The organism is Janibacter sp. A1S7 (assembly GCF_037198315.1).
Lineage (GTDB): Bacteria > Actinomycetota > Actinomycetes > Actinomycetales > Dermatophilaceae > Janibacter > Janibacter alittae.
This window is the reverse complement of sequence record NZ_CP144913.1, coordinates 2,602,434-2,627,304: the sequence shown is the minus strand read 5'-3', so window position 1 is coordinate 2,627,304 and position 24,871 is coordinate 2,602,434. Positions and strand designations below refer to the sequence as shown.

General features: G+C 70.6%; 26 protein-coding genes. 19 read left to right on the top strand and 7 right to left on the bottom strand.

The window, feature by feature from the left end:
• The first annotated feature begins 66 nt into the window (after positions 1–66).
• The 3 genes from V1351_RS12670 (at position 67) to V1351_RS12660 (ending at position 4,409) form a co-directional block, all read left to right on the top strand.
• Positions 67–2,592, top strand: a complete 2,526-nt coding sequence (locus V1351_RS12670) for an ATP-dependent Clp protease ATP-binding subunit (RefSeq protein WP_338748567.1) — start codon at positions 67–69, stop codon at positions 2,590–2,592.
• A 250-nt stretch (positions 2,593–2,842) separates the two neighbouring features.
• The gene (locus V1351_RS12665; protein WP_338748566.1) at positions 2,843–3,754 is read left to right on the top strand and encodes an endonuclease domain-containing protein; all 912 of its coding nucleotides are present in this window, start codon (positions 2,843–2,845) and stop codon (positions 3,752–3,754) included.
• Between the two features lie 136 nt (positions 3,755–3,890).
• On the top strand, positions 3,891–4,409 hold the full coding sequence (locus tag V1351_RS12660; RefSeq protein ID WP_338748565.1) for an amino-acid N-acetyltransferase: 519 nt from the start codon (positions 3,891–3,893) through the stop codon (positions 4,407–4,409).
• On the opposite strand, the gene V1351_RS12655 is transcribed toward V1351_RS12660, so the two are convergent.
• The 6 genes from V1351_RS12655 to V1351_RS12630 all read right to left on the bottom strand — a co-directional run bounded on the left by V1351_RS12655 (position 4,391) and on the right by V1351_RS12630 (position 11,389).
• Positions 4,391–5,278 carry an A/G-specific adenine glycosylase gene (locus V1351_RS12655; protein WP_338748564.1) on the bottom strand — a complete coding sequence of 296 codons (888 nt, stop codon included), beginning with the start codon at positions 5,276–5,278 and terminating at the stop codon, positions 4,391–4,393. The genes V1351_RS12660 and V1351_RS12655 overlap by 19 nt on opposite strands.
• Complete coding sequence (locus V1351_RS12650; protein ID WP_338748563.1) at positions 5,275–6,549, bottom strand: DUF4185 domain-containing protein; 1,275 nt, start codon at positions 6,547–6,549, stop codon at positions 5,275–5,277. The genes V1351_RS12655 and V1351_RS12650 overlap by 4 nt, the downstream gene beginning before the upstream one ends.
• Positions 6,550–7,626 (bottom strand): DNA integrity scanning diadenylate cyclase DisA, encoded by a 1,077-nt coding sequence (gene disA, locus V1351_RS12645; RefSeq protein WP_338748562.1) that lies wholly within the window; start codon positions 7,624–7,626, stop codon positions 6,550–6,552.
• A 17-nt stretch (positions 7,627–7,643) separates the two neighbouring features.
• Positions 7,644–9,029, bottom strand: coding sequence for a DNA repair protein RadA (gene radA, locus V1351_RS12640; RefSeq protein WP_338748561.1), 1,386 nt, complete (start codon positions 9,027–9,029; stop codon positions 7,644–7,646).
• 102 nt (positions 9,030–9,131) lie between these two features.
• On the bottom strand, positions 9,132–10,550 hold the full coding sequence (locus V1351_RS12635; RefSeq protein ID WP_338748560.1) for an FAD-binding oxidoreductase: 1,419 nt from the start codon (positions 10,548–10,550) through the stop codon (positions 9,132–9,134).
• Positions 10,550–11,389: a hypothetical protein gene (locus V1351_RS12630; protein WP_338748559.1), complete on the bottom strand. Its 840-nt coding sequence runs from the start codon at positions 11,387–11,389 to the stop codon at positions 10,550–10,552. Before V1351_RS12630 ends, V1351_RS12635 begins: the two co-directional genes overlap by 1 nt.
• Positions 11,390–11,457: 68 nt before the next feature.
• Between V1351_RS12630 and V1351_RS12625 the strand changes: the two genes are divergently transcribed.
• The 10 genes from V1351_RS12625 (at position 11,458) to V1351_RS12580 (ending at position 19,128) form a co-directional block, all read left to right on the top strand.
• Positions 11,458–12,384 carry a Ppx/GppA phosphatase family protein gene (locus V1351_RS12625; protein ID WP_338748558.1) on the top strand — a complete coding sequence of 309 codons (927 nt, stop codon included), beginning with the start codon at positions 11,458–11,460 and terminating at the stop codon, positions 12,382–12,384.
• 48 nt (positions 12,385–12,432) lie between these two features.
• Entirely contained in the window at positions 12,433–13,251 is an 819-nt protein-coding gene (locus V1351_RS12620; RefSeq protein ID WP_338748557.1) for a sugar phosphate isomerase/epimerase family protein, read from the top strand.
• Positions 13,248–13,832, top strand: coding sequence for a TetR family transcriptional regulator (locus tag V1351_RS12615; RefSeq protein ID WP_338748556.1), 585 nt, complete (start codon positions 13,248–13,250; stop codon positions 13,830–13,832). The genes V1351_RS12620 and V1351_RS12615 overlap by 4 nt, the downstream gene beginning before the upstream one ends.
• 50 nt (positions 13,833–13,882) lie before the next feature.
• On the top strand, positions 13,883–14,605 hold the full coding sequence (locus V1351_RS12610) for an ABC transporter ATP-binding protein (protein WP_338748555.1): 723 nt from the start codon (positions 13,883–13,885) through the stop codon (positions 14,603–14,605).
• Positions 14,602–15,336 carry an ABC transporter permease gene (locus tag V1351_RS12605; RefSeq protein WP_338748554.1) on the top strand — a complete coding sequence of 245 codons (735 nt, stop codon included), beginning with the start codon at positions 14,602–14,604 and terminating at the stop codon, positions 15,334–15,336. The genes V1351_RS12610 and V1351_RS12605 overlap by 4 nt, the downstream gene beginning before the upstream one ends.
• A gap of 21 nt (positions 15,337–15,357) precedes the next feature.
• Entirely contained in the window at positions 15,358–16,263 is a 906-nt protein-coding gene (locus V1351_RS12600) for a diacylglycerol/lipid kinase family protein (RefSeq protein ID WP_338748553.1), read from the top strand.
• Between the two features lie 5 nt (positions 16,264–16,268).
• Positions 16,269–17,213, top strand: a complete 945-nt coding sequence (locus tag V1351_RS12595; RefSeq protein WP_338748552.1) for a hypothetical protein — start codon at positions 16,269–16,271, stop codon at positions 17,211–17,213.
• A 41-nt stretch (positions 17,214–17,254) separates the two neighbouring features.
• A complete protein-coding gene (proC, locus tag V1351_RS12590; protein WP_338748551.1) occupies positions 17,255–18,049 on the top strand; it encodes a pyrroline-5-carboxylate reductase in 795 nt (264 codons plus the stop codon).
• Positions 18,046–18,546, top strand: a complete 501-nt coding sequence (locus V1351_RS12585; protein ID WP_338748550.1) for a GNAT family N-acetyltransferase — start codon at positions 18,046–18,048, stop codon at positions 18,544–18,546. Before proC ends, V1351_RS12585 begins: the two co-directional genes overlap by 4 nt.
• 63 nt (positions 18,547–18,609) lie before the next feature.
• Entirely contained in the window at positions 18,610–19,128 is a 519-nt protein-coding gene (locus V1351_RS12580) for a GNAT family N-acetyltransferase (protein ID WP_338748548.1), read from the top strand.
• 103 nt (positions 19,129–19,231) lie between these two features.
• On the opposite strand, the gene V1351_RS12575 is transcribed toward V1351_RS12580, so the two are convergent.
• Positions 19,232–19,900, bottom strand: coding sequence for a potassium channel family protein (locus tag V1351_RS12575; protein ID WP_338752534.1), 669 nt, complete (start codon positions 19,898–19,900; stop codon positions 19,232–19,234).
• A gap of 75 nt (positions 19,901–19,975) precedes the next feature.
• Between V1351_RS12575 and V1351_RS12570 the strand changes: the two genes are divergently transcribed.
• From V1351_RS12570 to V1351_RS12545, 6 genes are all read left to right on the top strand, one after another.
• Complete coding sequence (locus V1351_RS12570; protein WP_338748547.1) at positions 19,976–21,166, top strand: acetoin utilization protein AcuC; 1,191 nt, start codon at positions 19,976–19,978, stop codon at positions 21,164–21,166.
• A gap of 166 nt (positions 21,167–21,332) precedes the next feature.
• Entirely contained in the window at positions 21,333–21,530 is a 198-nt protein-coding gene (locus V1351_RS12565; RefSeq protein WP_338748545.1) for a helix-turn-helix domain-containing protein, read from the top strand.
• A gap of 199 nt (positions 21,531–21,729) precedes the next feature.
• Positions 21,730–21,828, top strand: a complete 99-nt coding sequence (locus V1351_RS12560; protein ID WP_003792170.1) for a 30S ribosomal protein bS22 — start codon at positions 21,730–21,732, stop codon at positions 21,826–21,828.
• Positions 21,829–21,999: 171 nt separating this feature from the next.
• A complete protein-coding gene (locus V1351_RS12555; protein WP_338748544.1) occupies positions 22,000–23,052 on the top strand; it encodes an NAD-dependent epimerase/dehydratase family protein in 1,053 nt (350 codons plus the stop codon).
• Positions 23,052–24,530 (top strand): lysophospholipid acyltransferase family protein, encoded by a 1,479-nt coding sequence (locus V1351_RS12550; protein ID WP_338748543.1) that lies wholly within the window; start codon positions 23,052–23,054, stop codon positions 24,528–24,530. The genes V1351_RS12555 and V1351_RS12550 overlap by 1 nt, the downstream gene beginning before the upstream one ends.
• An 8-nt stretch (positions 24,531–24,538) precedes the next feature.
• The gene (locus V1351_RS12545) at positions 24,539–24,784 is read left to right on the top strand and encodes a glutaredoxin family protein (protein ID WP_338748542.1); all 246 of its coding nucleotides are present in this window, start codon (positions 24,539–24,541) and stop codon (positions 24,782–24,784) included.
• The last annotated feature ends 87 nt before the right edge of the window (positions 24,785–24,871 follow it).

The following is a 24,871-nucleotide window of genomic DNA, read 5'->3' as shown; positions in this document are numbered from 1 at the left end:
CCCCGAAGAACACGGGGCGGGCACGTAGCATCGTGGTCTGAGCGACACATTGAAGGGGTAGATCCCATGTTCGAACGGTTCACCGACCGGGCCCGCCGGGTCGTGGTCCTGGCCCAGGAGGAGGCACGCCTCCTCAACCACAACTACATCGGCACCGAGCACATCCTGCTCGGCCTCATCCACGAGGGCGAAGGGGTGGCGAGCAAGGCACTCGAGTCCCTCGGGGTCTCCCTCGATGCCGTCCGCGAGCAGGTCCAGGACATCATCGGTCCGGGCCAGCAGGCGCCGTCGGGGCACATCCCCTTCACCCCGCGCGCCAAGAAGGTGCTCGAGCTCTCCCTGCGCGAGGCCTTGCAGCTCGGTCACAACTACATCGGCACCGAGCACATCCTGCTCGGCCTCATCCGCGAGGGCGAAGGGGTGGCCGCCCAGGTGCTCGTCAAGCTCGGCGCGGACCTCGGCCGGGTGCGCCAGACCGTCATCCAGCTGATCTCCGGCTACCAGGGTGGCAAGGAGGGCCAGGCAGCGGGTGTCGGCGCCGGATCGGGCCAGCAGGAGGGCCAGCCGGCCGGCTCCCTCGTGCTCGACCAGTTCGGTCGCAACCTGACCCAGGCTGCCCGTGACGGTCAGATCGACCCGGTCATCGGGCGCACCAAGGAGATCGAGCGCATCATGCAGGTGCTCTCGCGTCGCACGAAGAACAACCCGGTGCTCATCGGTGAGCCCGGCGTCGGCAAGTCCGCCGTCGTCGAGGGCCTGGCGCAGGACATCGTCGACGAGAACGTCCCGGAGCCGCTGAAGGACAAGCAGCTCTACACGCTCGACCTCGGCTCGCTCGTCGCCGGTAGCCGTTACCGAGGTGACTTCGAGGAGCGCCTGAAGAAGGTGCTCAAGGAGATCAAGACCCGCGGCGACATCATCCTCTTCATCGACGAGATCCACACCCTCGTCGGTGCCGGGGCGGCAGAGGGCGCCATCGACGCCGCCAGCATCCTGAAGCCGATGCTGGCCCGCGGTGAGTTGCAGACGATCGGTGCGACCACGCTCGAGGAGTACCGCAAGCACATCGAGAAGGACTCCGCGCTGGAGCGCCGTTTCCAGCCGATCCAGGTCGACGAGCCCTCCCTGGCGCACGCCATCGAGATGCTCAAGGGCCTGCGCGACCGCTACGAGGCGCACCACAAGGTGACCATCACCGACCCGGCGATCGTGGCCGCGGTCACGATGGCCGACCGGTACGTCAACGACCGCTTCCTGCCGGACAAGGCGATCGACCTCATCGACGAGGCCGGCGCACGTCTGCGCATCCGCCGGATGACGGCTCCGCCGGAGCTGAAGGAGTTCGACGACAGGATCGCCCAGGTCCGTCTGGAGAAGGAGTCGGCCATCGACGGCCAGGACTTCGAGAAGGCCGCCGGTCTGCGCGACGACGAGAAGAACCTGCTCGCGGACAAGGCCAAGCGCGAGGAGGAGTGGAAGGCCGGCGACATGGACGTCGTGGCCGAGGTCGACGAAGAGCTGATCGCCGAGGTGCTCGCCGCGTCGACCGGTATCCCGGTCTTCAAGCTCTCCGAGGAGGAGTCGACCCGGCTGCTCAACATGGAGGCCGAGCTGCACAAGCGGGTCATCGGTAACGATGACGCGATCAACGGCCTCTCGGCAGCGATCCGTCGTACCCGCGCCGGTCTGAAGGACCCGCACCGCCCCGGTGGCTCGTTCATCTTCGCCGGTCCGACGGGGGTCGGTAAGACCGAGCTGGCCAAGGCCTTGGCGGAGTTCCTCTTCGGCGACGAGGACAGCCTGATCACCCTCGACATGTCGGAGTACTCCGAGAAGCACACGGTCAGCCGTCTCTTCGGCTCGCCTCCCGGCTACGTCGGGTACGACGAGGGTGGCCAGCTGACGGAGAAGGTGCGCCGCAAGCCGTTCTCGGTGGTCCTCTTCGACGAGGTCGAGAAGGCCCACCCGGAGATCTTCAACTCGCTGCTCCAGGTGCTCGAGGACGGCCGTCTGACCGACTCGCAGGGCCGGATGGTCGACTTCAAGAACACCATCATCCTGATGACGACGAACCTCGGTACCCGGGACATCTCCAAGGGGTCGATGGGCTTCGTCGCCAACAAGGACGACCGCACCGACTACGAGCGGATGAAGGGCAAGGTCATCGACGAGCTGAAGAACCACTTCCGTCCGGAGTTCCTCAACCGCGTCGACGACACGATCGTCTTCCCGCAGCTGAGCCAGGACGAGCTGGTGCAGATCGTCGACCTCGAGGTCGCCAAGCTGGACAAGCGTCTGAAGGACAAGGACATGGGCATGGAGCTCACGTCCGCGGCCAAGGAGCTGCTGGCCAAGCGCGGCTACGACCCGGTGCTGGGTGCCCGTCCGCTCAAGCGCACCATCCAGCGCGAGATCGAGGACGTGCTCTCCGAGAAGATCCTCTTCGGCGAACTGTCCGCCGGCGAGATCGTCGCGGTCGACGTCGAGGGCGAGGGCAAGTCGGCGAAGTTCACCTTCCACGGCACGCCCAACGTCGGCGATCTCGACGTCCCGCTCCTCGAAGGGGGCGTCGGCGGGTCCTCCGCCGACTGACCGTGACCGGTCCCTGAGGAGGTCGCTCAGCGACCGTTGCGAAGGGGAGGTGGCCAGATCGCTGGCCACCTCCCCTTCGCCATGCCCTCCCCGAACGAACTGCTGCAGGCAGCACTTCGTATAGCCAGCACCACCTCGTGATACTGCTGACTCAACGACGTGCGGCGCAGATGTCAGGTGCGTGGCTGCCGCGGGCGGAGCCTGTGGAAAAGTCGAGGGGCACCCCCTTCGTCCTGAGCAGACTGCTGCCATGGATGACGAAGTCGAGATCCTGCGGGAGTTGTCGGTCAACAGGGTCTTCATGACCAAGGATGCAGAGCAGGCCGGGGTGCCCAGACTGCGTCTGGTCGAGCTCGCCAGGGAGCGAGCGCTGACCCACCTCACCCGCGGCGGGTGGTCGACCGAGACGCCAGAGGACCCGGTGGAGCGCCACCTGCTGCGCACGATCGCGATCACGCGCAGACATGCTCACAGGTCCGGGGCGACCGCCCACTCGGCCATCCTGCTGCGGGGCCTCCCGCTCGTCGACGCGGACCTCAGCCGCGTGCACCTCGTGCGTGGGGACGTGCGAACCACCCGACGCGGCAGCGACTTCACCGTGTGGAGCCCGGTCGGCAACCTCGTCCCGGTCGAGAAGCCACCGCGCATCGAGGTGCCGGTACCCTGCGCCCCGGTGGCGGTCTCGCTCGTGCACGCGGGTCTCGTGGGCACGCCGAACACCGCCCTCGTGGCCGCCGACGCCGCCGTGGCACGCCAGCTCGTCACCCCGGCCGAGATCGCGGTCGCCACGGCAGAGGTCTCCCGGGGTGTGAAGGGGATCGGTGCGGTACGGCGTGCTCTCTCCACGGTCGATGGGCGCCACGAGTCGCCGGGGGAGACCCTGACCCGGCAGGTCTGCACCGATCTCGGGTACGAGCTCGAGCCGCAGGTGTGGGTCGGCCCGTGGCGGGTGGACTTCCTCATCACGGGCACGCGGGTGATCCTCGAATTCGATGGGGCCGCGAAGTACGACGACCGCGGTGACCTCGTCGCCGAGAAGCGCCGCGAGGACGATCTGCGCCGGCGCGGTTACGTCGTGGTGCGGTTGATGTGGTCAGACCTGCGCCATCCGCGCCGCGTCCGTGGACTCATCGAGGCCGCCCTGCGCGTCGCCGTCGCCTGATTCCCTTCATCGTCGGCGCAGCCGTCACGACCTGGCAGCACTTCGTTGAGTCAGCAGCACCTCGTCGTGCTGCAGGCAATACGAACTCGAGCCTGCAGCAGTTCGTCGGGGAGGTTGGCAGGCGTAGGTTGGCCGGATGAGCGCCACCATCCGTCGAGCCCGCACCAACGACGTCTGGGCCATCCGCGACCTCGTCGCCCCGCTGGCCGAGCGCCGGGTACTCGTGAGCAAGGACACCGTCGCCTACTTCGAGGGGCTGCAGGAGTTCCACGTGGCGGAGGTCGACGGCGTCGTGGTCGGGTGCGGCGCCCTGCACGTGATGTGGGAGGACCTCGCCGAGATCCGCACGCTCGCCGTCGCGGACGCCCACCTCGGCCACGGCGTCGGGGGCCGGCTGCTGCAGGCACTCACCGAGGACGCCGTCGCGCTGGGTGTGCGGCGCCTGTTCTGCCTGACCTTCGAGACCGAGTTCTTCACCCGTCACGGCTTCGAGGAGATCGACGGCCAGGCCGTCGACCCCGAGGTCTACGTCGAGCTCCTGCACTCCTACGACGAGGGCGTGGCGGAGTTCCTCGACCTCGAGCGGGTCAAGCCCAACACCCTCGGCAACTCCCGCATGCTGCGCCAGCTGCCCACTCAGGAGGGCAGCGAGTAGCGCCCGTCCGCGTCCTGCTCGGCCAACCCGTCCTCGAGCAGACCGGCGAGGCAGCGCTCGACCTTCGACTCGTCGTCGGGCCACACGGCAGCCATCGCCGTGCGCGTCACCGGGTCCGTGCTCTCCCGCAACAGCTGCACGATCCGCCCGCGCACCTGCCGGTCCGTGCCCTGCCACGCCTGGCCGCGTCGCGGCGGTCCCTCGTGCTCGGGACGTCCGGCGAGCTGCCAGGCGCACAGGTACGCGACGGGGCACTGCCCGCACGCGGGGGAGCGGGCCGTGCACACGAGCGCACCCAGCTCCATGACCGCGGCATTCCACGTGTTGGCCTCGTCCGTTGTGCGTGGCATCGAGCGCTCCGCGAGCCGGGTCTCGGCGACCGTGAGCGACGCCGCGGCGTGCTGCTGACCCGTGACGGTGCGGGCGAGGACCCGTCGGACGTTGGTGTCGACGACGGTACGCGGGTCACCGAAGGCGAAGGAGGCGACCGCCGCGGCCGTGTAGGCGCCGACGCCCGGCAGCGCGAGCAGGTCCGCGTGCTCGCGCGGGACCTGCCCGTCATGCTGCTCGACCATCACCGTGGCCGACTCCCACAGGCGCAGCGCGCGGCGCGGGTAGCCGAGGCGATCCCACATGCGCACCGCCTCACCCGGCGCGTCCGACGCGAGGTCGAAGGGGGTCGGCCAGCGCTCCATCCAGCGCTCCCAGATTGGGAGGACCCGCGCGATGGGGGTCTGCTGGGACATCACCTCGGACAGGTAGACGCCCCACGCAGAGCAGTCGGGCTCGCGCCACGGCAGGTCGCGACCGTGGTCGGCGTACCAGGACGCGACGGCGTGGTGGAGGAGCGGTCCCGCGGCGTCCGTCACGGCAGCCTGATCTCGTCGAACATCGAGCGGTACAGCTCCGGGTTGGTGTAGTACAGGCCGGCGTCGGTGGGCGCCTCGCTCCACGAGATGAGCAGCCGGCCCGATGGGAGGGTGAAGTGCGGGTGCGCCAGGGGCGTGTACCGCCGGAGTCCCGCAGAGTTCTTCAGCGGTCGGACCAGGTGCTTGGTCCAGGGGCCGGTGACCTCGGGCGCCTTCCACACCGCCAAGGAGGTGCCGTGGAAGTCACCCTCCTTGCTCACGGCGTACCAGGAGCCCGCACGCTCGAAGACCGACAGCACGTGCGAGACACCCATCTCCGCGGGGATCAGTGGCGAGCTGTCCGTCCGAGCGGCCCCTGCCGCGTCGGGGATCCAACGGTTGCCGTCCCAGTACTCCCACGCGTCCGGGTCGGCCAGCTCGTCGGGGCTCGTGCGGGCGACGTGGAGGGACCACCCGGCGGTCGTCTTCGTCTCGTTGCTCGCGGTACCGAAGACGTAGAGCGTGCCGTCGTGCTCCCACATGGCGGCACCCCACGCGGGGACCCGGGGGTCGGTCGTGTCGGGGGTCAGCGGGGTCTGACCGACGAAGCGGGGCGTGCGGTCGGTCGGGACCTCGAAGGTGGCCATGGAGGACCCCAGTGTCCGGAAGGCGTCCGGTGAGTCGGGGAGGGTGTCGCCTTCGAGCGGACCGACGGCCTGCACCCGGTTGGTGATCACCCGGACACGGGTACCGCCGGGGACCTCGACGGCGCGCATCGACATCGGCCAGTACCCGGTGTTGTCCGAATCGTCCGGGATGACGGCATCCCCGTCCTGGCCGTCCATCGGTCGGAGGCAACCGCGGTCGAGGACCAGGGCGGAGTTGCGGACCATGAAGGGCGAGACGGTCGTCGGGTCCCGGACGGTGTCGCCGTAGAAGAACATCCGACGACCGTCGGCGAGCTGCACGCTGCCGCCATGGTCACCGCCTCGCAGCATGGGCTGGTCGTCGAGTCGCGCCATGACCCGGTTCATGCCGGAGGCGCTCGACGGTGTCCGGATCCCGCAGGGTGGGCTCGGCTCGGTGCCCCCGATCGAGAGCGCACGCGAGGAGTCGCTGTCCGCGCGCGGGGCCACGCGGCCCTGCGCGCGTGCGTCACCCGACGGGCCCGGCACGACCAGGTCGGCCGAGGCGCTGACGGCTTCGTCGACGCGATCGGCACTCGTCCACCCGAGCCAACCGCCGACGATCACGATGATGCCGGCGAGGTAGGAGGCGAGGAACCGCCCCATCTAGACGTAGCGCTCGAGGATCGACGACTCGGCGAGGCGGGAGAGACCCTCTCGGACCATCCGGGCGCGCAGCTCCCCGACACCCTCGACCGCCATGAGGTCGTCCAGACCGGCTGCGAGGAGGGGCTGCAGCGAGCCGAAGTGCTCGACCAGCCGCTCGGTGATCGCGCCCGGGAGGCGCGGGACCTTGCTCAGGATGCGCAGCCCGCGAGGACCGACGCTCGCGTCGAGGGACTCGCCGACGATGGGGAAGCCGAGCGACTTGGCCACGTGGCCGAGGTCGAGCAGCTCTGCGGCGTCGAGCTGCGCGAGGTTGTCCAGGACGTCGGTGTACGTCTCGACCGCCCCGTCGGGCTCGAGGTAGTCGAGGATCACCGTGCGCATGCTGTCGTCGAGCCCGGCCGTCAGCTCCTCGAGCTGCAGGCTCAGCAGCCGCCCGTCGACCCCGAGCTCGAGGACGTACTCGGCGATCTCGGCGTGGATGCGCCGGACCATCTCGAGGCGCTGGAGCACGATGGCGACGTCGCGGACGGTGACCAGGTCCTCGATCTCCAGGGCGGACAGCGCCCCGGTGACCTCCGTCAGCCGGGTCGTGTACCGCTCGAGGGTCTGCATCGCCTGGTTGGCCTGCGAGAGCAGCTCGGACGCGGTGCGCAGCACGTGCCGACGCCCGTCGACGTAGAGCGCGATGATGTGCATCGACTGGCTCACCGACAGCACGGGGTTGCCGGTCTGCCGGGCGACCCGCTCTGCGGTGCGGTGGCGGGTGCCGCTCTCGGTCGTCTCGATCATCGGGTCGGGTACGAGCTGCACGGCAGCCTTGTGGATCCGGCTGACGTTGGCGTCGATGATGATCGCGCCGTCCATCTTCGCCAGCTCGCGCAGTCGCGTCGCCGAGAACTCGATGTTGACGTCGAAGCCGCCGGTGCACAGGGCATCGACCCTCGTGTCGTAGCCCATGACGATGAGGGCGCCCGTGTTGCCGCGCATGATCCGGGATAGCCCGTCGCGCAGCGGCGTACCGGGCGCGACCGCAGCAAGGGTCGCCCGGAAGAGGTCCTCGTCGGCTTCGGTCACGGGGCGAGTCTAGGTCGTCAGACGGACCGAAGGCCGCTGGAGGGCGGGCGGGCCCGCACCTGCTCGATCGCCGAGGCCACGTCGACGACCTCGACGACCTCCATGCCGCGGGGCGCGGGCGTGTCGGCCAGCGCCCCCTTGGGCACCATCGCGGTGCGGAATCCGAGCCGGGCGGCCTCGGTCAGGCGACGGGCCACCCCGACGGCCGGACGCACCTCGCCGCTGAGTCCCACCTCGCCGAGCGCGAGGAGGTCGTGGGCGACCGGTTGCTCGAGGACGGCGCTCGCGATGGCCACGGCGACGGCCAGGTCGCTCGACGGCTCGGTGATCTTCACCCCGCCGACGGTCGAGACATAGGTGTCGGCATTGACGATCGGTGCTCCCGCGCGCTTGTCGAGCACCGCAATGATCATCGCCACGCGACCGGAGTCCAGACCGACGTTGGCCCGACGCGGTGTGGGGATCTGCGACGGGGTGACCAGTGCCTGGATCTCGACGACGAGCGGTCGACGGCCTTCGAGGGTGACGGTCGCGCAGGTGCCCGGGACGGTGATGTGCCGGCTGGACAGGAAAAGGCCGCTCGGGTCGCTCAGCCCGACGATGCCGGTGTCGTGCAGGTCGAAGCACCCGACCTCGTCGGTGGGGCCGTAGCGGTTCTTCACCGCGCGGACCAGCCGCAGCCGGGAGTGGCGGTCGCCGTCGAACTGCACGACGACGTCGACGAGGTGCTCGAGCACCCGCGGGCCGGCGATCGACCCGTCCTTGGTCACGTGGCCGACGAGAAGCATCGCGAAGCCGGCCGACTTGGCCGCCTGGATGAGCGAGCCGGCGACCTCGCGCACCTGGCCGACGTTGCCGGCTGCGCCGTCGACCTCACCCGAGGCGACGGTCTGCACCGAGTCGATGACGACGAGGTCCGGCTTCACCTGGTCGATCTGGGTGAGGACCGTCGCCAGGTCGGTCTCGGAGGCGAGGTAGAGCCCGTCGGTGATCGCGCCGATGCGCTCGGCCCGACCACGCACCTGCGCCGCTGACTCCTCGCCGCTGATGTAGAGCACGCGACGGCCCTCCCCGACGCGGGCGGCCACGTCGAGCAGCAGGGTCGACTTGCCGATGCCCGGCTCACCGGCCACGAGGACCACCGACCCCGGCACGAGCCCACCCCCGAGGACACGGTCGAACTCGGGGACACCGCAGCTGCGGTGGGCGGCGTGGTTGCCGTCGACCTCACGGATCGGTACGGCCGGGCGCTCCACGCGAGCGGCTGCGAGCGTCCGCGTCGTCGCACCGCCGACCTCCTCGACGGTGCCCCACGCCTGGCACTCGCCGCACCGACCGACCCACTTCACGCTCGTCCACCCGCACTCGCTGCACCGGTGGACGGGTGCCTTCCTGCTTGCCATGGGGGCAACCTACGCGCCACCGGTGACAGCGATCTCCGCTGGTGGAACCAGGAGCTCCACGGGCCGCGCACGTCGCGCAGCGACCGCGAGCCCCGGGCGACCTCACAGGTCGGCGAACATCGTGCCGGGGTTGAGGATCCCGAGCGGGTCGAGCGCTGCCTTGACGGCCCGGTGGATGCCGCGATTGCCCTCGTCGAGCTCACGGGCGAGCCACCCGCGCTTGAGGTGACCGACCCCGTGCTCGCCGGTGATCGTGCCGCCGAGCTCCAGCCCGACCTGCATGATCTCGTCGAAGGCCCGACGGGCCCGGGCGACCTCGTCCGGGTCGGTGGTGGAGAAGAAGATCGACGGGTGCAGGTTGCCGTCCCCGGCGTGGGCCACGGCCGCGATCGTCAGGCCGGTCGCGGTGCGGATGCGGTCGAGGCGCTCGTAGAAGATCGGCAGCTGCTCGCGCGGCACGCACACGTCGTCGAGCAGCTGACCGCCGCCGTGGGAGCGGGCGTAGTGCTCGTAGGCCGTCTGCGCCAGGCGGCGGGCCGCTACGAGGGCCTCGCTGTCGGCGGCGTCGTCGGAGAAGGCGACCTCGAGCGCGCCCTGTGCCTCGGCGTGCCGGGTGAAGGTCTCGACCTCCGCCAGCGCGGCCTCCCGGCTTCCCGCGCCGTCGGACTGGATGAGCAGCATCGCGCCGGCGTGCGCGTCCAGCCCGAAGTCGCCGTAGGCGTTGAGCATCTGCAGGCTGGTGCGGTCCAGCGACTCGAGCATCGACGGTTGCGCTCCCGCAGCCATGAAGGCCGACACGGTCGTCGCGCCGGCCCGCTCGTCGGCGAAGGTCGCCACCGCCGTCAGTGGTTGCGGCACGAGCGGCACGAGCCGCAGGGTGATCGAGACGATGATGCCGAGGGTTCCCTCCGACCCGACGAAGAGAGAGCGCACGTCGAGCCCGGCCACGCCCTTCGCCGTCCGCGCACCGATCGTCGTCAGGGTGCCGTCGGCGAGCACCACCTGCAGTGCCCGCACGTAGTCGCGGGTGACGCCGTACTTCACGCAGCACAGGCCCCCGGCGTTGGTGGCGACATTGCCGCCGATGGAGGAGATCGCAACCGAGCCCGGGTCGGGTGGGTAGGACAGGCCGTGCTCGGCGACGGCCTCCTTGAGGTCGGCGTTGATGACCCCCGGCTCGACGGTGATGGTGCGCTCGCCCGGGTCGAGGTCGAGGACCCGCGTCATCGATGCGACGGACAGCAGCAGGCAGCCGGGCACGGCGTTGGCGCCGCCGGACAGGCCGGTGCGGGCTCCTTGGGGGACGACCGGGACTGCGTGCCGGGAGGCGAAGCGCATCGTCGCCTGCACGTCCGCCACCGTCCGCGCCCGCACCAGGGCCACGGCGCCGTCGTCCGGGCAGAACAGCGCCTCGTCCCGCGAGTGCGCGGCGACCACGTCGGCGTCGGTGGTGACCACCCCGTCGCCCAGATCCGGGGCGAGCTCGTCACGCACCAGGGCCAGCAGGGCGGCCGGGTCCATCACCGCTCCCGGGCGGCCAGGGTCGCGGGATGCACGAGCAGCGGGAGCAGGTCCCGGCCGGCGGGCGAAGGGGGGCCCGCTGCCCCCTTCGCCCCGGTCGCCGCGGCCACGAGGGCCAGGTGCGCCGCGCAGCGCTCGGCGAGCTGTGCGTACCCCTGCTCACCCATGAGCTCGATGAGTCCGGGACCCTCGCTGACGTAGACCGGGTCGGGTGCGCTGTGGGCGTCGGGACTGCCGGAGCAGTACCAGTCGAGCTCGTGCCCGCCGGCGCCCCACCCGCGTCGGTCGTACTCGCCGATGCTGACCTCGAGGTAGCTGGTCCCGTCGGGCAGCTCGACGTCGCGGTAGGTGCGTCGGATCGGCAGCTGCCAGCACACGTCCGGCTTGGTGGTGTGCGGCTCGACCCCGGTGAGGATCGCGTGCTGGTGCAGCGCGCAGCCCGCCCCCGCGGGGAAACCGGGCCGGTTGAAGAAGATGCAGGCGCCGTCGACGACCTTCGTCTTCAGCGCGCCGTCCTCCTTCTCCGTCCACGCCGAGCGGCGGGTCGTCCCCGGGTGCAGCTGCCACTCGTCCTCGCCGAGCTCGTCGGCGATCGCCTTCACCCGGGTGACGTCGTCCTTGTCGGTGAAGTGCGCCCCGAGCACGCAGCAGCCGAAGTCCGGCTCGTCGGAGTCGATGCCGTGGCACCCGTTGCCGAAGATGCACGTCCACGACGAGGTCAGCCACGTCAGGTCGCAACGGAAGCGCTGCCCCTCCTGCGCCGGATCCTCGAACTCGACCCACGTCCGCGCCGTTGCCAGGTCGGTCTCACCGGGGTGCTGCTCGCTCTCCTGCTCCACGAGCAACACCCTAGTGGGGACGCAGCCGCCCGACCGCTCGATCTCCTTCGGGGTCTACTGTGGCCCCCGTGCGTCTTGGGGTCATCGACATCGGATCGAACACCGTCCACCTGCTCGTCGTGGATGCCCACCACGGTGCCGCCCCGATCCCGGCGACCAAGCACAAGATGGTGCTCCGGCTCGCCGAGCACGTCGACGCCGACGGCGCCATCGACGAGCCCGGGGCGGCGGACCTCGCTCGCTTCGTCCACGAGTGCCTCGGGATCGCCGAGGACCAGGGTGTGGAGGAGATCCTCGCCTTCGCCACGAGCGCCATCCGCGAGGCGCCCAACGGTGACGCCGTCCTCGAGCGCGTACGTCGCGAGACGGGGGTGGACCTGCAGGTCCTCGAGGGCACCGACGAGGCACGGCTGACCTTCCTGGCGGCGCGTCGCTGGGTCGGGTGGTCCGCCGGGAGGTTGCTCGTCATCGACATCGGCGGCGGCTCCCTCGAGCTGACACTCGGCGATGACGAGGAGCCGGACGTCGCCAAGTCCCTCCTCCTCGGGGCGGGCCGGGTGACCCTGGACCACCTGCCGGGGGACCCGCCGAGCGCCGAGGACATCAGGGCCGCCCGCCGCACGGTCCGTGCGGCCCTGGCCAGGGAGATCCGCCCCTATGCCAAGGCGGCATCCCCGGACAGCGTCGTCGGCACCAGCAAGACGATGCGCTCGCTGGCGCGCATCGCCGGTGCCGCACCCAGCGGTGAGGGGCCCTACGTACTGCGCACGCTGCACGTGGACGACGTGCGCGCGACGATCGCCCGGATCGCCCCGATGACCGGAGCGGAGCGCTCCACACTGGCCGGGGTCTCATCCGCCCGAGCCCGACAGATCCTCGCCGGCGGGATCATCGCCGAGGCGTCGATGGACCTGCTCGGCGTCGATGAGCTGAGCATCTGCCCCTGGGCCATGCGCGAGGGCGTGCTGCTGCGCTACCTCGACCTGATGACGTGAGGGCCCGGTTGCCGTGTTCGGACTCGCGAGCGGGTCTAGGCTCGAGGTATGGCTGACGCACGCACGATCCCGGTGGCCCTGTCCACGGCATCCGTGTACCCCGCGGGGACGGCGGCGGCCTTCGAGTACGCGGCCGACCTCGGCTACGACGGTGTCGAGGTCATGGTCTGGAACGACCCGATCTCGCAGAACGCCCCGGCGCTCAACGCGCTCGCCGAGCACCACGGCCTGGACATCGTCTCGATCCACGCGCCGACGCTGCTGCTGACCCAGCGCGTGATGGGGACGGACCCGTGGGGCAAGGTCGACCGCTCGGTCGAGCTGGCCCGTGCGGTGGGCGCGCCGACGGTCGTGCTGCACCCACCGTTCCGCTGGCAGCGGGAGTACGCCCGTGCCTTCGCCGACGGTGTCGCCGAGCGCGAGAACGACGCGGACATCGTCATCGCGGTGGAGAACATGTTCCCGTGGGCGGCCCGTGGGCAGTCGGTGCAGGCCTACCTGCCGCACTGGGACCCGGTGCCGCAGCCCTACGACCACGTGACCATCGATCTGTCGCACACGGCGACGGCGCGCAGCGACGCGATGCAGATGGTCCGGGACCTCGGCGACCGACTGGCCCACATCCACCTGGCGGACGGGATGCTGACGACGCTCAAGGACGACCACCTCGTCCCGGGGCGGGGAACCCAGCCGTGCGCGCAGGTCCTCGAGCACGTCGCCGGCAGCGGGTTCGCCGGGGCGGTCGTCCTGGAGGTCGGGACCCGCAGACGACCGAAGGAGCGCGAGCTCGACCTGCGTGAGTCGCTCGACTTCGCGCGTGAGCACCTCGGTCAGGTCGTGCCTGCCTCCGACGTCGCCCCGTCATGAGCCCCCGCGGTCGCCGGTCCGGGGGAGGCGACACCAGGGCGCAGATCATCGACGTGGCCCGCGGGCTGTTCGCGGCGAAGGGGTACGACGGCACCTCGGTCCGTGGTATCGCCCGGGAGAGCGGGGTGGACCCGGCCCTCGTGCACCACTACTTCGACGGCAAGTCCGGTCTCTTCGCCGAGGTCCTCGGCGTGCCCGCCGGGATCGAGGGCCAGATCGCCGCGGCCGTCGCCGGTCCGCCCGAGGGCGCGGGAGAACGGATCGTGCGCACCTTCCTGCGCGTCTGGGACAGCCCCGGGGGCCGCGCCCGGTTCCAGGCGATGGTCGGCGCCGTCGCCTCCCACGAGGAGGCGGCGCACCTGCTGCGCGACTTCGTCTCCCGCAGCGTCCTGACGAGCCTGAGGCACATCGTCGGCGATGACGACGTCCTCCCGGAGTTGACGGTGGCGGCCGTCGGCGCGCAGCTGGTGGGGATGGGCCTGCTGCGCTACGTGGTCGAGGTGCCACCGATGGCCCAGGCCGAGCCGGAGGAGATCGTCGCCGTCCTGGCCCCACCCATCCAGGCGCTTCTCACCCCCTGAGGTGGCCGGGGGGTTGCGAACAGGAGGCGAGGAGGAGGAGAATTCACCACATGGTGAATTGCGCGGTCGAGATCACCGGACTGACGGTCACCCGCGGTGGCCGGCTCGTCATCCCCGACCTGGACCTGCGGGTGCCCGCCGGACAGGTGGTCGGGCTGCTCGGACCCAGCGGCGGCGGCAAGTCGACGGTGATGCGCGCGATCGTCGGCGTACAGCGGATCGACTCCGGTGACGTGCAGGTCCTCGCCCTGCCGGCCGGCCACCGTCGACTCCGCAGGCGGGTCGGGTACGTCACCCAGGCGCCGAGCGTCTACGGCGACCTGACCGTCCGGGAGAACGTCACCCACTTCGCCCGACTGCTCGGGGTGGCCGATCCGCGGGCTGCGGCCGAGACCGCAGTGGCCCGTGTCGACCTGGTCGACCACGCGGACGACCGCACCGACGCGCTCTCGGGTGGACAGCGCGGTCGGGCCTCGCTGGCCGCCGCACTCGTCGGCGACCCCGAGCTGCTCGTCCTCGACGAGCCGACCGTCGGTCTCGACCCGGTGCTGCGGCGAGACCTGTGGGCCCTCTTCCGTCGCCTCGCGGACGACGGGGTCACGCTGCTCGTCTCCAGCCACGTCATGGACGAGGCCGGCCGGTGCGACCGCCTGCTGCTGCTGCGCGAAGGGGTGGTGCTCGCCGACGACACCCCGGCCCGGCTCCTCGAACGCACCGGGGCCGCCGACGCGGAGGGCGCCTTCCTCGCGCTCGTCGACGAGGTGGCGTCATGAACCCGCGTCTGACCCTCGCCACCGCTGCTCGGGTGCTGCGGCAGGTGGGACGGGACCACCGCACCCTCGCGCTGCTGATCGTCATGCCGATCGTGCTCATGGGCCTGCTCGCGTGGATCTACGTCGACGGCCCGCTCTTCGACCGCATCGGTCCCGTCCTGGTGACGATCTTTCCGTTCGTGATCATGTTCGTCGTCACGAGCGTCGCCACCCTTCGCGAGCGCACGAGCGGCACCCTCGAGCGCCTGCTCACCACGCCCCTGGGCAAGGGTGACCTCGTCGTGGGCTACGCCCTGGCCTTCGGCCTCCTGGCCGTCGTCCAGGGCGCGATCGTCACCGCCATCACGGTGTGGCTCTTCGGGCTCGACATCGCCGGTGCCCTGGCCTGGCTCGTCCTCGTCGTCGTGGCCAGCGGGGTGCTCGGGACGGTGCTCGGGCTCTTCGCCTCGGCCTTCGCCAGCACGGAGTTCCAGGCCGTGCAGCTGATGCCGGCGACGGTCCTGCCGCAGTTCCTGCTGTGCGGTCTGCTCGTGCCCCGTGACCAGCTTCCGCGGGCACTCGAGCTCGTGTCCGACGTGCTGCCCCTGTCCTATGTCGTGGATGCGGCGAACGCCGTCGCATCCAGTGCCGAGCCGGCCGGGGACCTCGGTCTCCCGCTGCTGGTCATCGCCATCTGGATCGCCGTCGCGCTCGCCCTGGGAAGCCTGACCCTCCGGCGTCGCACCCCGTGAGCGCAGCCGTAGGCTGACGGCGTGAGACGGTTCCTCTTCATCGCGAACTCCTCGGCCGGCACCAGCGCCCAGGAGCGCACGGATGCGGCCCTGGCAGTGCTGCGCGAGCACGGCGACGTCGACGTCGTGACCACGAGCACCATCGAGGAGCTGACCGAGGCGATCGCCGGGAGGGACGGCCGCGAGATCATCGTCGCCGGCGGCGACGGATCGCTCAATGCCTTCGTCACCGCCCTGTGCCGTGCAGGCAGTCTCGGAGAGGAACCGCCCACCGTCGGGCTGCTGCCGATGGGGACGGGCAACGACTTCGCCCGCACCCTCGAGATGCCCACCGACCCGGCCGAGGCCGCCCGGGTCGTCATCGACAGCCCGCCACGACCCGTGGACGTGCTCCTCGACGACGAGGACCGGCTCGTCGCCAATGCCGTCCACATCGGCGTCGGGGAGGAGGCCGGTCGCATCGCGGCTCCGTGGAAGGAGCGGCTGGGTCCGGTCGGCTACGTCATCGGCGGTCTCGCCGCAGGCTTCGGTCGGTCCGGTCGGCACCTGAAGGTCGTCGCGGACGGCGAAGTCGTCGTCGACGGCACGCACCGCAGCCTCCAGGTCGCCGTGACCATCGGTCAGAGCGTCGGCGGCGGCACCCCCATCGCCCCCGATGCGCTTCCCGGTGACGGCAAGGCGGAGGTCGTCGTCTCCCGGGCGATCTCCTGGAGGCGCCGCCTGCTCTATGCCGCCACGGTCAACACGGGCCGCCACACGCGTCTCGACGACGTCATCTCCCTGCGGGCCCGGACGGTGACCGTCACCGGCGTGAACCACGAGTTCGCGGCCAACGCCGACGGTGAGGCGCTCGAGCCGGCACGCGAGCGCACCTGGCACGTCGTCCCCGGCGCCTACCGACTGCACTCTCCCGAACCCACCGCGTGAGTCCCATGAGCCCGATGAGAACCGACCGACTCCGAGCGCGCACGCTGGACGCGCTGCTCGCCCCCGATGCCCGTGACCGCGTCACGACCTCCCGTGTGGTCACGGCCGCGCGTGCACGCTTCGTCGCCGGTGAGGCGACCGACGACGCCGTCACCCAGGCGCAACGACTGCGGCGGACCAACCGGCTGGCGGCCCTCCACCCACTCCTGCCACCGGCTGAGGACGCCGCCGGGGTCGATGCGACGATCACCGAGGCGGTCACCGCCATCGAGCGCCTCGCACCTGTCGCCGCCGGTGGCGACTACCGGCCCGAGGTCTACCTGGCACCCGAGCAGCTCGGCATCGGTGCCGATGCCGGCCGCGCCTCGCGAGCCCTCGCCGAGGTCTGCGCCGCCGGCGACGAGCACCGCGTCGACATCACGCTGCGCTCGGGGACCACATCGGTGGCCGATGCCGTCCTGGGCCTCGTGGAGTGCACCCGTGAGCGCTACCCACGCCTGACCGCCTCGGTCGTCGCCCGGCGCCATCGCAGCGAGAGCGATGTCGCGAGGCTGGCGGCCACGGGCACGCGCGTCCGCCTGGTGCGCGGCGGAGCGGGCGATCCTGCCGCCGAGGCCTGGCAGGACTCCCACGAGGCGGACCTGGCCTTCGTGCGCTGCCTCGCCGACCTCCTGGGCTCGGGTGTGCACACCGTCGTGGCCACGCACGAGCCGCTGCTCCTCGACCTCGCGGACGGTCTGGCCGACCAGTCCGGTCGTGGTCCGGAGGGTCTGGAGTACCAGTTCTTCCTCGGGGCCCAGCCCGACCTGCAGATGCGGACGGCTGATGCGGGGAACCGGGTGCGCGTCCTCGTGCCGTACGGGCCGCAGTGGCTCGAGTACCTGCACGACCTGGCCTGTCGCCCCTCCGGCGTGCGCCGGCTGGTCACGATGCTCGCCGGACGCGGCTGACTACGCTGGACCACCCACACCCCCAGAACGAGGAGCGCGCGATGACGACGGCGATCTACGGAGTCGGCTCGATGGGCGGAGCCGTCCTCGACGGGCTCGTGGCAGGTGGTGGTGGACGGGTTCTCGCGGTGGTGCGCCGGGCCGAGCAGGCCGACCGGCTGCGCGAGCAGTACGCGGACCACCCGGGAGTCGAGGTCGTCGAGCCGACGGATGCGGCTGCCCGCGCCGACGTCCACCTCGTCCTCGTCAAGCCGTACGGCGTGGCGGACCTGCTCGAGGTGATCTCCCCCTCCCTTCGCCCCGACGCGATCGTCGTCTCCATGGCCCTCGGCGTCTCCCTCGCCGACCTGGCCGGCCACCTGCCCACGGGGACGGCGGCGATCCGGGCGATGCCCAACACCCCGGCCACGGTCGGTCAGGGCATGACGGTCCTCAGTCCTGCCGACGACGTCTCCGACGAGCAGGTCACCCGGGTGCGTGAGCTGTTGGCCCCGACCGGTCGCACGATCGTGCTTCCGGAGTGGCAGCAGGACGCCGCCACGGCGGTCTCCGGGTCCGCGCCCGCCTACGTCTACCTCTTCGTCGAAGGCCTCGTCGATGCCGGGGTCGCCCAGGGGCTGCCGCGTGCGCAGGCCCTGGCCATGGCCGCCCAGGCCGTGCGGGGAGCCGGCGAGATGCTCGTCGAGACCGGCGAGGACCCGGCTCTGCTGCGCACTCACGTCACCTCCCCGGGGGGATCGACGGCGGCCGCCCTCGCCCGGCTCGAGGCCCACGGGATGCGGCATGCCCTGGCCGACGCCGTGCGGGCCTGCGCGGACCGGTCCGCCGGCCGGTGAGTGGCTGGTCGGTCCGGGTCCTGACCCGGGAGGACTGGGCGGTGTTGCGGGCGGTGCGCCTGGCGATGCTCCTGGACGCGCCGGGAGCGTACGGCAGCTCCTACGCCCGCGAGGCAGCCTTCACCGAGGAGATCTGGCAGGAACGCACCGAGCAGCCGGTCTTCCTCGCAGATCGTGCGGACGGCCTGCCCCTCGGGGTGGCGACGCTGCTGCGCCTCGACCCGAAGGACGATCCGGAGATCGTCGCGATGTGGGTTGCCGGGCACGCTCGCGGCGGTGGCATCGCCGACGCCCTCGTCGACGCCTGTCGCGAGCGGGCCGTCGCCGATGGTGCCGATCGCGTGCGGATGCACGTCATGCTCGACAACCCGCGTGCGGTCGCCTGCTACACCCGCCTGGGGTTCGACTTCGACGAGGGAGCCGAGGTCGACGGGTGTGCATCCATGCAGTGGCGCCCGAGCGCCGATTCCGCGACGATGAGGGCGGAGAATCCGTGAATTGTCATCACGATTCCGGGGACCGGCCCCGCATTCGGCCCTCGGGGATGAGAGAGTGCTGCCATGAGTGAGATCACTGTGCGCGCGCTGACCGAGGACGAGTGGGAGATCTACCGCACCCTTCGGCTGGAAGCGTTGCAGGAATCTCCCGAGGCATTCGTTGCCGATCACGCCGACGAGGCCGACCAGACGGAGGACTTCTGGCGGGCGCGGATGCGCCGTAGCGTGCGGCTCGTCGGCGAGGCCGAGGGGGAGTACGTGGGCGTTGCCAGCATCGGTGACGCGACCGAGAGCGAGTCGGAGGACGGTGGTCAGCTCTTCGGTCTCTGGGTGAATCCGACGTGGCGTGGTGCCGGCGTCGCGGCGAACCTCGTCAGCCAGGGCGCCAGGATCGCCGAGGAGCAGGGCTTCGCCCGCCTGTTCTACTGGGTCGGCTCGGACAACGGTCGCGCGGTGGCCTTCGCCTCGAGCTTCGGCTTCCGCCCCACCGACCAGCGTCGCCCGATGCGCGTCGTCGGCGAGAGCGGCCCGGAGGAGGAGATCGCGCTCGTGCTCGCCCTCGGCGAGGACCGGGCCTCCTGACGCACGACCCCCCCGGTCCGTGACGCAGAAATCGAGTCGAGACGCAGTCATTCCTACGCCCTGACCCGATGTCTGCGTCCTGGGGTGGCGATCGCCGTGACGGTCAGGGCCGGGCGGCCATCCGCTCGATGAGCGTGGTCGGTCCGCTGACGATGATCAGGTCGCCGCTGCGGACCTTCGTCTCCGGCTTGGCATAGGTGAAGTCCTGACCGGGTGATTTCACACCGACGACGGTCACGCCGTACTTCTGGCGGATCTGGGTCTGCTGGAGGGTGAAGCCGACGGCCTCCTGGGGAGGGGTCATCTTCACGATGGCGAAGCCGTCGTCGAACTCGATGTAGTCCATCAGTCGGCTGCCGATGAGATGGGCGAGTCGCTGGCCCGACTCGATCTCGGGGGAGAGGACGTGGTGCACGCCGATCCGGTTGAGGATGCGCGCATGGGCCGGCGAGACGGCCTTGGCCCACACCTTGGGTGACTCGTTGTCGATGAGGTTGACGGCCGCGAGCACCGAGGCCTCGATCGACGAACCGACCCCGAGCACGCTCGCCGAGAAGGTGTGTGGTTTCAGCTCCTCGATCATCGTCACCGACGTCGCGTCGCCCTGGACGATCCGGCCGACCCGTCCCAGGTAGGTCTCCGCGAGCATCGGATCGAGCTCCAGTGCGGTCACGCGGTTGCCGAGGCGGTGCAGCTCGGTCGCCACGGCGCCGCCGAAGCGCCCCAGGCCGATCACGAGCACGTCCTCGTTGTGCAGGCGGTTTCGAGCCACGAGCATTCCTTCGGTCGTCGGGTGGTCGTCGGGTGGTCCGTCGGACACGACCCTAGCCGGGGTACGGTCACTCGCATGAGCACACAGGCGTGCGCCATCTGGGGCGAGGACTTCACGAAGTACGACTTCGGGGTCGGACACCCGATGGCGCCGGTCCGTCTGGACCTCACCGCGCGACTGTGTCGGGCCCTCGGGGTCTTCGACCATGTCGACGTCATCGACGTCGGCGTTGCCGGTGACGACGTCCTGGGCACGGTCCACGACTGCGACTACATCGACGCCGTCAGGGCGATCTCGGGCGACCCGACGACCGCCGACGGACAGTGGGGGATCGGGACGGACGACGTGCCCGCCTTCGCCGGTGTCCACGAGGCCAGTGCCCGGATCGTCTCCGGCTCCGTCGAGGTGGCGCGACGGGTGTGGACCGGTCAGGTCGAGCACGGGGTGAACTTCACCGGCGGCATGCATCACGCCATGCCGGACCGGGCGGCCGGCTTCTGCGTCTACAACGACATCGGCGCCGCGATCCAGTGGCTGCTGGACAACGGTGCCGAGCGGGTCGCCTACGTCGACGTCGACGTGCACCACGGCGACGGCGTCGAGGCGATGTTCTACGACGACCCGCGCGTGCTCACCGTCTCGGTGCACGAGTCCGGCCGCACCCTCTTTCCCGGGACCGGGTGGCCCGGGGACACGGGAGGCTCCGGCGCGGAGGGCACTGCGGTCAACGTCGCTCTGCCTCCCGGTGTCGCCGACGGCCCGTGGCTGCGGGCCATCACCTCGGTCGCGATGCCCGTGGTACGTGCCTTCGAGCCCCGGGTGCTGGTGACCCAGCACGGCTGCGACACCTACCGTGAGGACCCGTTGGCGCACCTGTCGATCTCGCTCGACGCGCAGCGCCAGGCCGCGGTCAACCTGCACCGCCTCGCCCACGAGGTCGCCGACGGTCGGTGGGTGGCCCTGGGCGGTGGTGGCTACGACGTCATCAACGCCGTCCCGCGGGCCTGGACCCACCTCACCGCCATCGCTGCCCACCGGCCCGTGCCTCCGGCGACGCAGATCCCGCAGGAGTGGCGCGACCACTGCGAGCTCGTGGCGGGGCAGCAGGGGCCGGCCACGATGGGGGACCTGGCCGAGAAGGACCTGCCGATCTGGGTGCAGCCGTGGGCCATGGGGTACAACCCCCACCACGGAGTCGACCGGGCGATCATGGCCGCCCGCGAGGCCATCTTCCCCCTGCACGGTCTCGACGTCTGGTACGACTGAGACGAATTTTTCCCACCAAACGGCGTGTCGCATGGACTTTGCGTGATCGATCTCGCACTTCGTCTTCCCAGTCGTCACATCTGCACCTATGGTGGACATCTGCAAGGGTTCGTCCAGGACTGCCGGCATCGGCCGGCGGTGCGACCCTGCAGAGATCGAGGTGATCATGTCGAACGATCTTCTGGGTGAGGTGCGCTTCCTCACCGTGGCTGAGGTCGCGTCGATCATGCGTGTCTCGAAGATGACGGTCTACCGGATGGTGCACAACGGTGACCTCCCCGCCGTCCGCGTCGGCCGCAGTTTCCGCGTGCCCGAGGACGCGGTCCACACGTACCTCGAGAGCTCCTTCATCGAGACGGCCTGAGCCGGACTCCGGACGCGCAGGGGGCACTGCCGGTGACTGGTCGGGCGAGCCCGACGCCGGCAACCCCTGCACACGGGTACGAGCATCGTCGGCGAGGCGTTAGACTTCCGGCCTGACTCGCATTCGGTGGAGCCTGCCGCAGGGCCGGCATCGCTCGAGCCGTCACCGATGTCCCGAAGACGACACGAAGGAAGACTGCATGGGTTCTGTCATCAAGAAGCGACGCAAGCGCATGGCGAAGAAGAAGCACCGCAAGCTGCTGCGCAAGACGCGCCACCAGCGTCGCAACAAGAAGTGACCCAGTGCGAAGGGGGCCACACCGGAAATCCGGTGCGGCCCCCTTCGCCGTCCCCCGGGGGCCTGCGGGTGATCCCTGTCTCGACAGGGCCTTTCCCTGCGTCACGGGCGCCCCGCTCGTTAGGCTGCGGACAACGCGGTCAATCCGGCCGTCCCCGACAGGAGGTGTTCCGTGCCCAGGACCGTGCTCGTGGTGGGTGTCTCCCGCCACCTCGGCGGTGCCTTCGCCCGACGCCTCAGCCGTGACGGGAGCATCGACCGCATCATCGGCGTCGACGTCGTGCCCCCGCGGCACGGCATCGGCCGCGCCGAGTTCATGCGGGCCGACATCCGCAGCCCCCTGGTCAGCAGGATCATCTCCGGCAACGACGTCGACACGGTCGTGCACATGGGAGTCATCGCAACCCCTCGTGCCGGCGGTGGGCGCGCGACGCAGAAGGAGATCAACGTCATCGGCACGATGCAGCTGCTCGCTGCGTGCCAGCGCGCGGAGTCGGTGACGAGGCTCGTGGTGAAGTCGACGGCGGGTGTCTACGGCTCCAGCCCTCGCGACCCCGCGATGTTCACCGAGGACATGTCCGCGATGAAGATGCCCGGATCCGGTTGGGCACGGGACAGCGTCGAGGTGGAGGGGTACGTGCGCGGCCTCTCCCGCCGCCGCCCCGACATCGAGGTCACGACGTTGCGCTTCGCCAACGTCATCGGTCCGCGGGTCCGCACCGCCTTCACCGACCACTTCTCCCTGCCGGTCATCCCGATCCCCTTCGGCTTCGACGCCCGGTTGCAGTTCGTGCACGAGGACGACTGCGTCGCCGCGATGACCCATGCCGTGCACACCTCCGGCCTCGGCCCGGTCAACATCGCCGGGGACGGGATCGTCACCGCATCCCAGGCGGCCACCATCGCCGGGCGGCCCTTCGTGCTCGTGCCGCGGATGACCACCGGCACGATCGCCGACCTCGCGAAGCGCTTCGGGCTCGTGGACATCGGCTCCGACCAGCTGGACATGCTCACCTTCGGTCGCGGTCTGGACACCACGCGAATGCGTGACCACCTCGGCTTCGAGCCCGGGTACTCCACACGCGCGGCCTACGAGGACTTTGCCCGGGCGACGAAGGGGCGGATCATGGACCGACTGCCCTTCGCCCAGCCGGGTTGGACTGCCGTGCAGGCGGCCGAGGCCGCCATCCGCGCGGGTACGCCCACCAGCGAGAGCGAGAAGTGATGGCCGACAGCACCCGACGGTCGCCCTCGACGAAGGCGACGTCCGCCACGTCCACCGGGAAGACCACCGCGAAGAGGGCGACGCCCACGACGAAGGCGACCCCCGCGAAGAAGACGACCGGGACGAAAAAGACGACCCCCGCGAAGAAGGCGGCCGGGACCAAGAAGGCGACCCCCGCGAAGAAGACGACCGGGACGAAGGTGAGCGGCGCGGCCTCGGCGAAGCAGGCGACGCAGCGGCCCAGTGCCGTGGCCGCCGCGGCTGACCGTGCAGGGGGCGAGCGCGCTCGTCGCCGCAGCACGCCGCTGCTCAGCGAGGCGCCGTCGACCACGACCACCCGCAAGCCGGCGCTGCGCGTCATCAAGGGGGCCGACGGCTCCCCGCCTGCCGCCCAACGCCTCTCGACGTCCCGATCTGCAGGCCGGCGCAAGCCACCGGCGCGGCGCTCGTCCTCGACCGCCGGCCGGCCCGTGCCGGCGGGGTCGCGCGGATCCACCGCCGTGTCCGAGGACTCGAGTGGGATGCCGGACTCCGGGCAGGCCGTCGTTCCGGGCCTGGCCGAGCTGCTCTCGGTGCTGCTGTCGGCGGGGCAGCTGACCTCGCGGACGCTGGGTCAGGCCGCTGGTGCGGCCGCGGGGGAGGACTGGGAGCGTCGTTTCGCCGACACGATCGAGTTCCTGCAGCGTCGGATGCGCGGTGACTACGACGTCGACGACTTCGGGTACGACGAGGACTTCGCGGTCCACACCATCTTCCCGGTCCTGCGACTGCTGAAGGACAAGTGGTTTCGCGTCGAGGTGCGCGGGATCGAGAACATCCCGGATGAGGGAGGCGCGCTCCTCGTCTCGAACCACTCGGGCACGGTCGCGATCGACTCGATCATCACCCAGCTGGCCATCCACGACTCGCACAGGAAGAAGCGCTCCCTGCGGATGCTCGGTGCCGACCTGGTCTTCCAGCTGCCCATCGTCGGGGACTTCGCCCGCAAGACCGGCGCGACCCTGGCCTCCAACGCCGATGCCGAGCGTCTGCTGCGTGGCGGCGAGCTCGTCGGCGTCTGGCCGGAGGGGTTCAAGGGTGTCGGCAAGCCCTTCCGCGAGCGGTACAAGCTGCAGCGCTTCGGCCGGGGTGGGTTCGTCTCGGCAGCGATCCGCTCGGAGGTGCCGATCATCCCGTGCTCGGTGGTCGGGGCCGAGGAGGTCTACCCGATGATCGGCAACATGAAGACGGTGGCGCGCCTCGTCGGTGCGCCGTACGCACCGATCACGCCGTTCTTCCCACTGCTCGGTCCACTGGGTCTGATCCCGCTGCCGAGCAAGTGGATCATCGAGTTCGGTGAGCCCATCGACACCGCCTCCCTGGGAACTGCGGCGGCGGACGACCCGATGCTCGTCTTCGAGCTGACCGACCGGGTGCGCGAGACGATCCAGCAGACGCTCTACTCCGTCCTGGTGACTCGCCGTTCGGTCTTCTTCTAGGAGCAGCCATGCCACTCCCGACCGCTCGCGTGGTGATGATCGGCAAGCCCGGCTGCCACCTGTGCGAGGTGGCCCGCTCGGTCATCGAGCGGGTCGTCGCGGAGACCGGGGACTCCTTCGAGGAGGTCTTCCTCGACTCCGATCCGGCCTTCGTCCGGTACACGGAGGAGATTCCGGTGACCTTCGTCGACGGGCGCCAGCACGACTACTGGCGTGTGGACGAAGGGCGCCTGCGGGCCGCTCTGGACCGCTGAGCCGTGCGACGCGCCGTCGTCGCGACCGGTGGGCGGCGACTTTGTGCATTTGTTCACAAGAGCGTAATCTCGATGTGTTCGGTCCTT

What these genes read in the sequence shown, in the direction of transcription:
- V1351_RS12670 (WP_338748567.1), top strand. Translation starts at nt 67, where the DNA reads ATGTTCGAACGGTTCACCGACCGGGCCCGCCGGGTCGTGGTCCTGGCC.
- V1351_RS12665 (WP_338748566.1), top strand. Translation starts at nt 2,843, where the DNA reads ATGGATGACGAAGTCGAGATCCTGCGGGAGTTGTCGGTCAACAGGGTC.
- V1351_RS12660 (WP_338748565.1), top strand. Translation starts at nt 3,891, where the DNA reads ATGAGCGCCACCATCCGTCGAGCCCGCACCAACGACGTCTGGGCCATC.
- V1351_RS12650 (WP_338748563.1), bottom strand. Translation starts at nt 6,549, where the DNA reads ATGGGGCGGTTCCTCGCCTCCTACCTCGCCGGCATCATCGTGATCGTC.
- radA (WP_338748561.1), bottom strand. Translation starts at nt 9,029, where the DNA reads ATGGCAAGCAGGAAGGCACCCGTCCACCGGTGCAGCGAGTGCGGGTGG.
- V1351_RS12635 (WP_338748560.1), bottom strand. Translation starts at nt 10,550, where the DNA reads ATGGACCCGGCCGCCCTGCTGGCCCTGGTGCGTGACGAGCTCGCCCCG.
- V1351_RS12620 (WP_338748557.1), top strand. Translation starts at nt 12,433, where the DNA reads ATGGCTGACGCACGCACGATCCCGGTGGCCCTGTCCACGGCATCCGTG.
- V1351_RS12615 (WP_338748556.1), top strand. Translation starts at nt 13,248, where the DNA reads ATGAGCCCCCGCGGTCGCCGGTCCGGGGGAGGCGACACCAGGGCGCAG.
- V1351_RS12610 (WP_338748555.1), top strand. Translation starts at nt 13,883, where the DNA reads ATGGTGAATTGCGCGGTCGAGATCACCGGACTGACGGTCACCCGCGGT.
- V1351_RS12605 (WP_338748554.1), top strand. Translation starts at nt 14,602, where the DNA reads ATGAACCCGCGTCTGACCCTCGCCACCGCTGCTCGGGTGCTGCGGCAG.
- V1351_RS12595 (WP_338748552.1), top strand. Translation starts at nt 16,269, where the DNA reads ATGAGCCCGATGAGAACCGACCGACTCCGAGCGCGCACGCTGGACGCG.
- proC (WP_338748551.1), top strand. Translation starts at nt 17,255, where the DNA reads ATGACGACGGCGATCTACGGAGTCGGCTCGATGGGCGGAGCCGTCCTC.
- V1351_RS12580 (WP_338748548.1), top strand. Translation starts at nt 18,610, where the DNA reads ATGAGTGAGATCACTGTGCGCGCGCTGACCGAGGACGAGTGGGAGATC.
- V1351_RS12570 (WP_338748547.1), top strand. Translation starts at nt 19,976, where the DNA reads ATGAGCACACAGGCGTGCGCCATCTGGGGCGAGGACTTCACGAAGTAC.
- V1351_RS12565 (WP_338748545.1), top strand. Translation starts at nt 21,333, where the DNA reads ATGTCGAACGATCTTCTGGGTGAGGTGCGCTTCCTCACCGTGGCTGAG.
- V1351_RS12560 (WP_003792170.1), top strand. Translation starts at nt 21,730, where the DNA reads ATGGGTTCTGTCATCAAGAAGCGACGCAAGCGCATGGCGAAGAAGAAG.
- V1351_RS12550 (WP_338748543.1), top strand. Translation starts at nt 23,052, where the DNA reads ATGGCCGACAGCACCCGACGGTCGCCCTCGACGAAGGCGACGTCCGCC.
- V1351_RS12545 (WP_338748542.1), top strand. Translation starts at nt 24,539, where the DNA reads ATGCCACTCCCGACCGCTCGCGTGGTGATGATCGGCAAGCCCGGCTGC.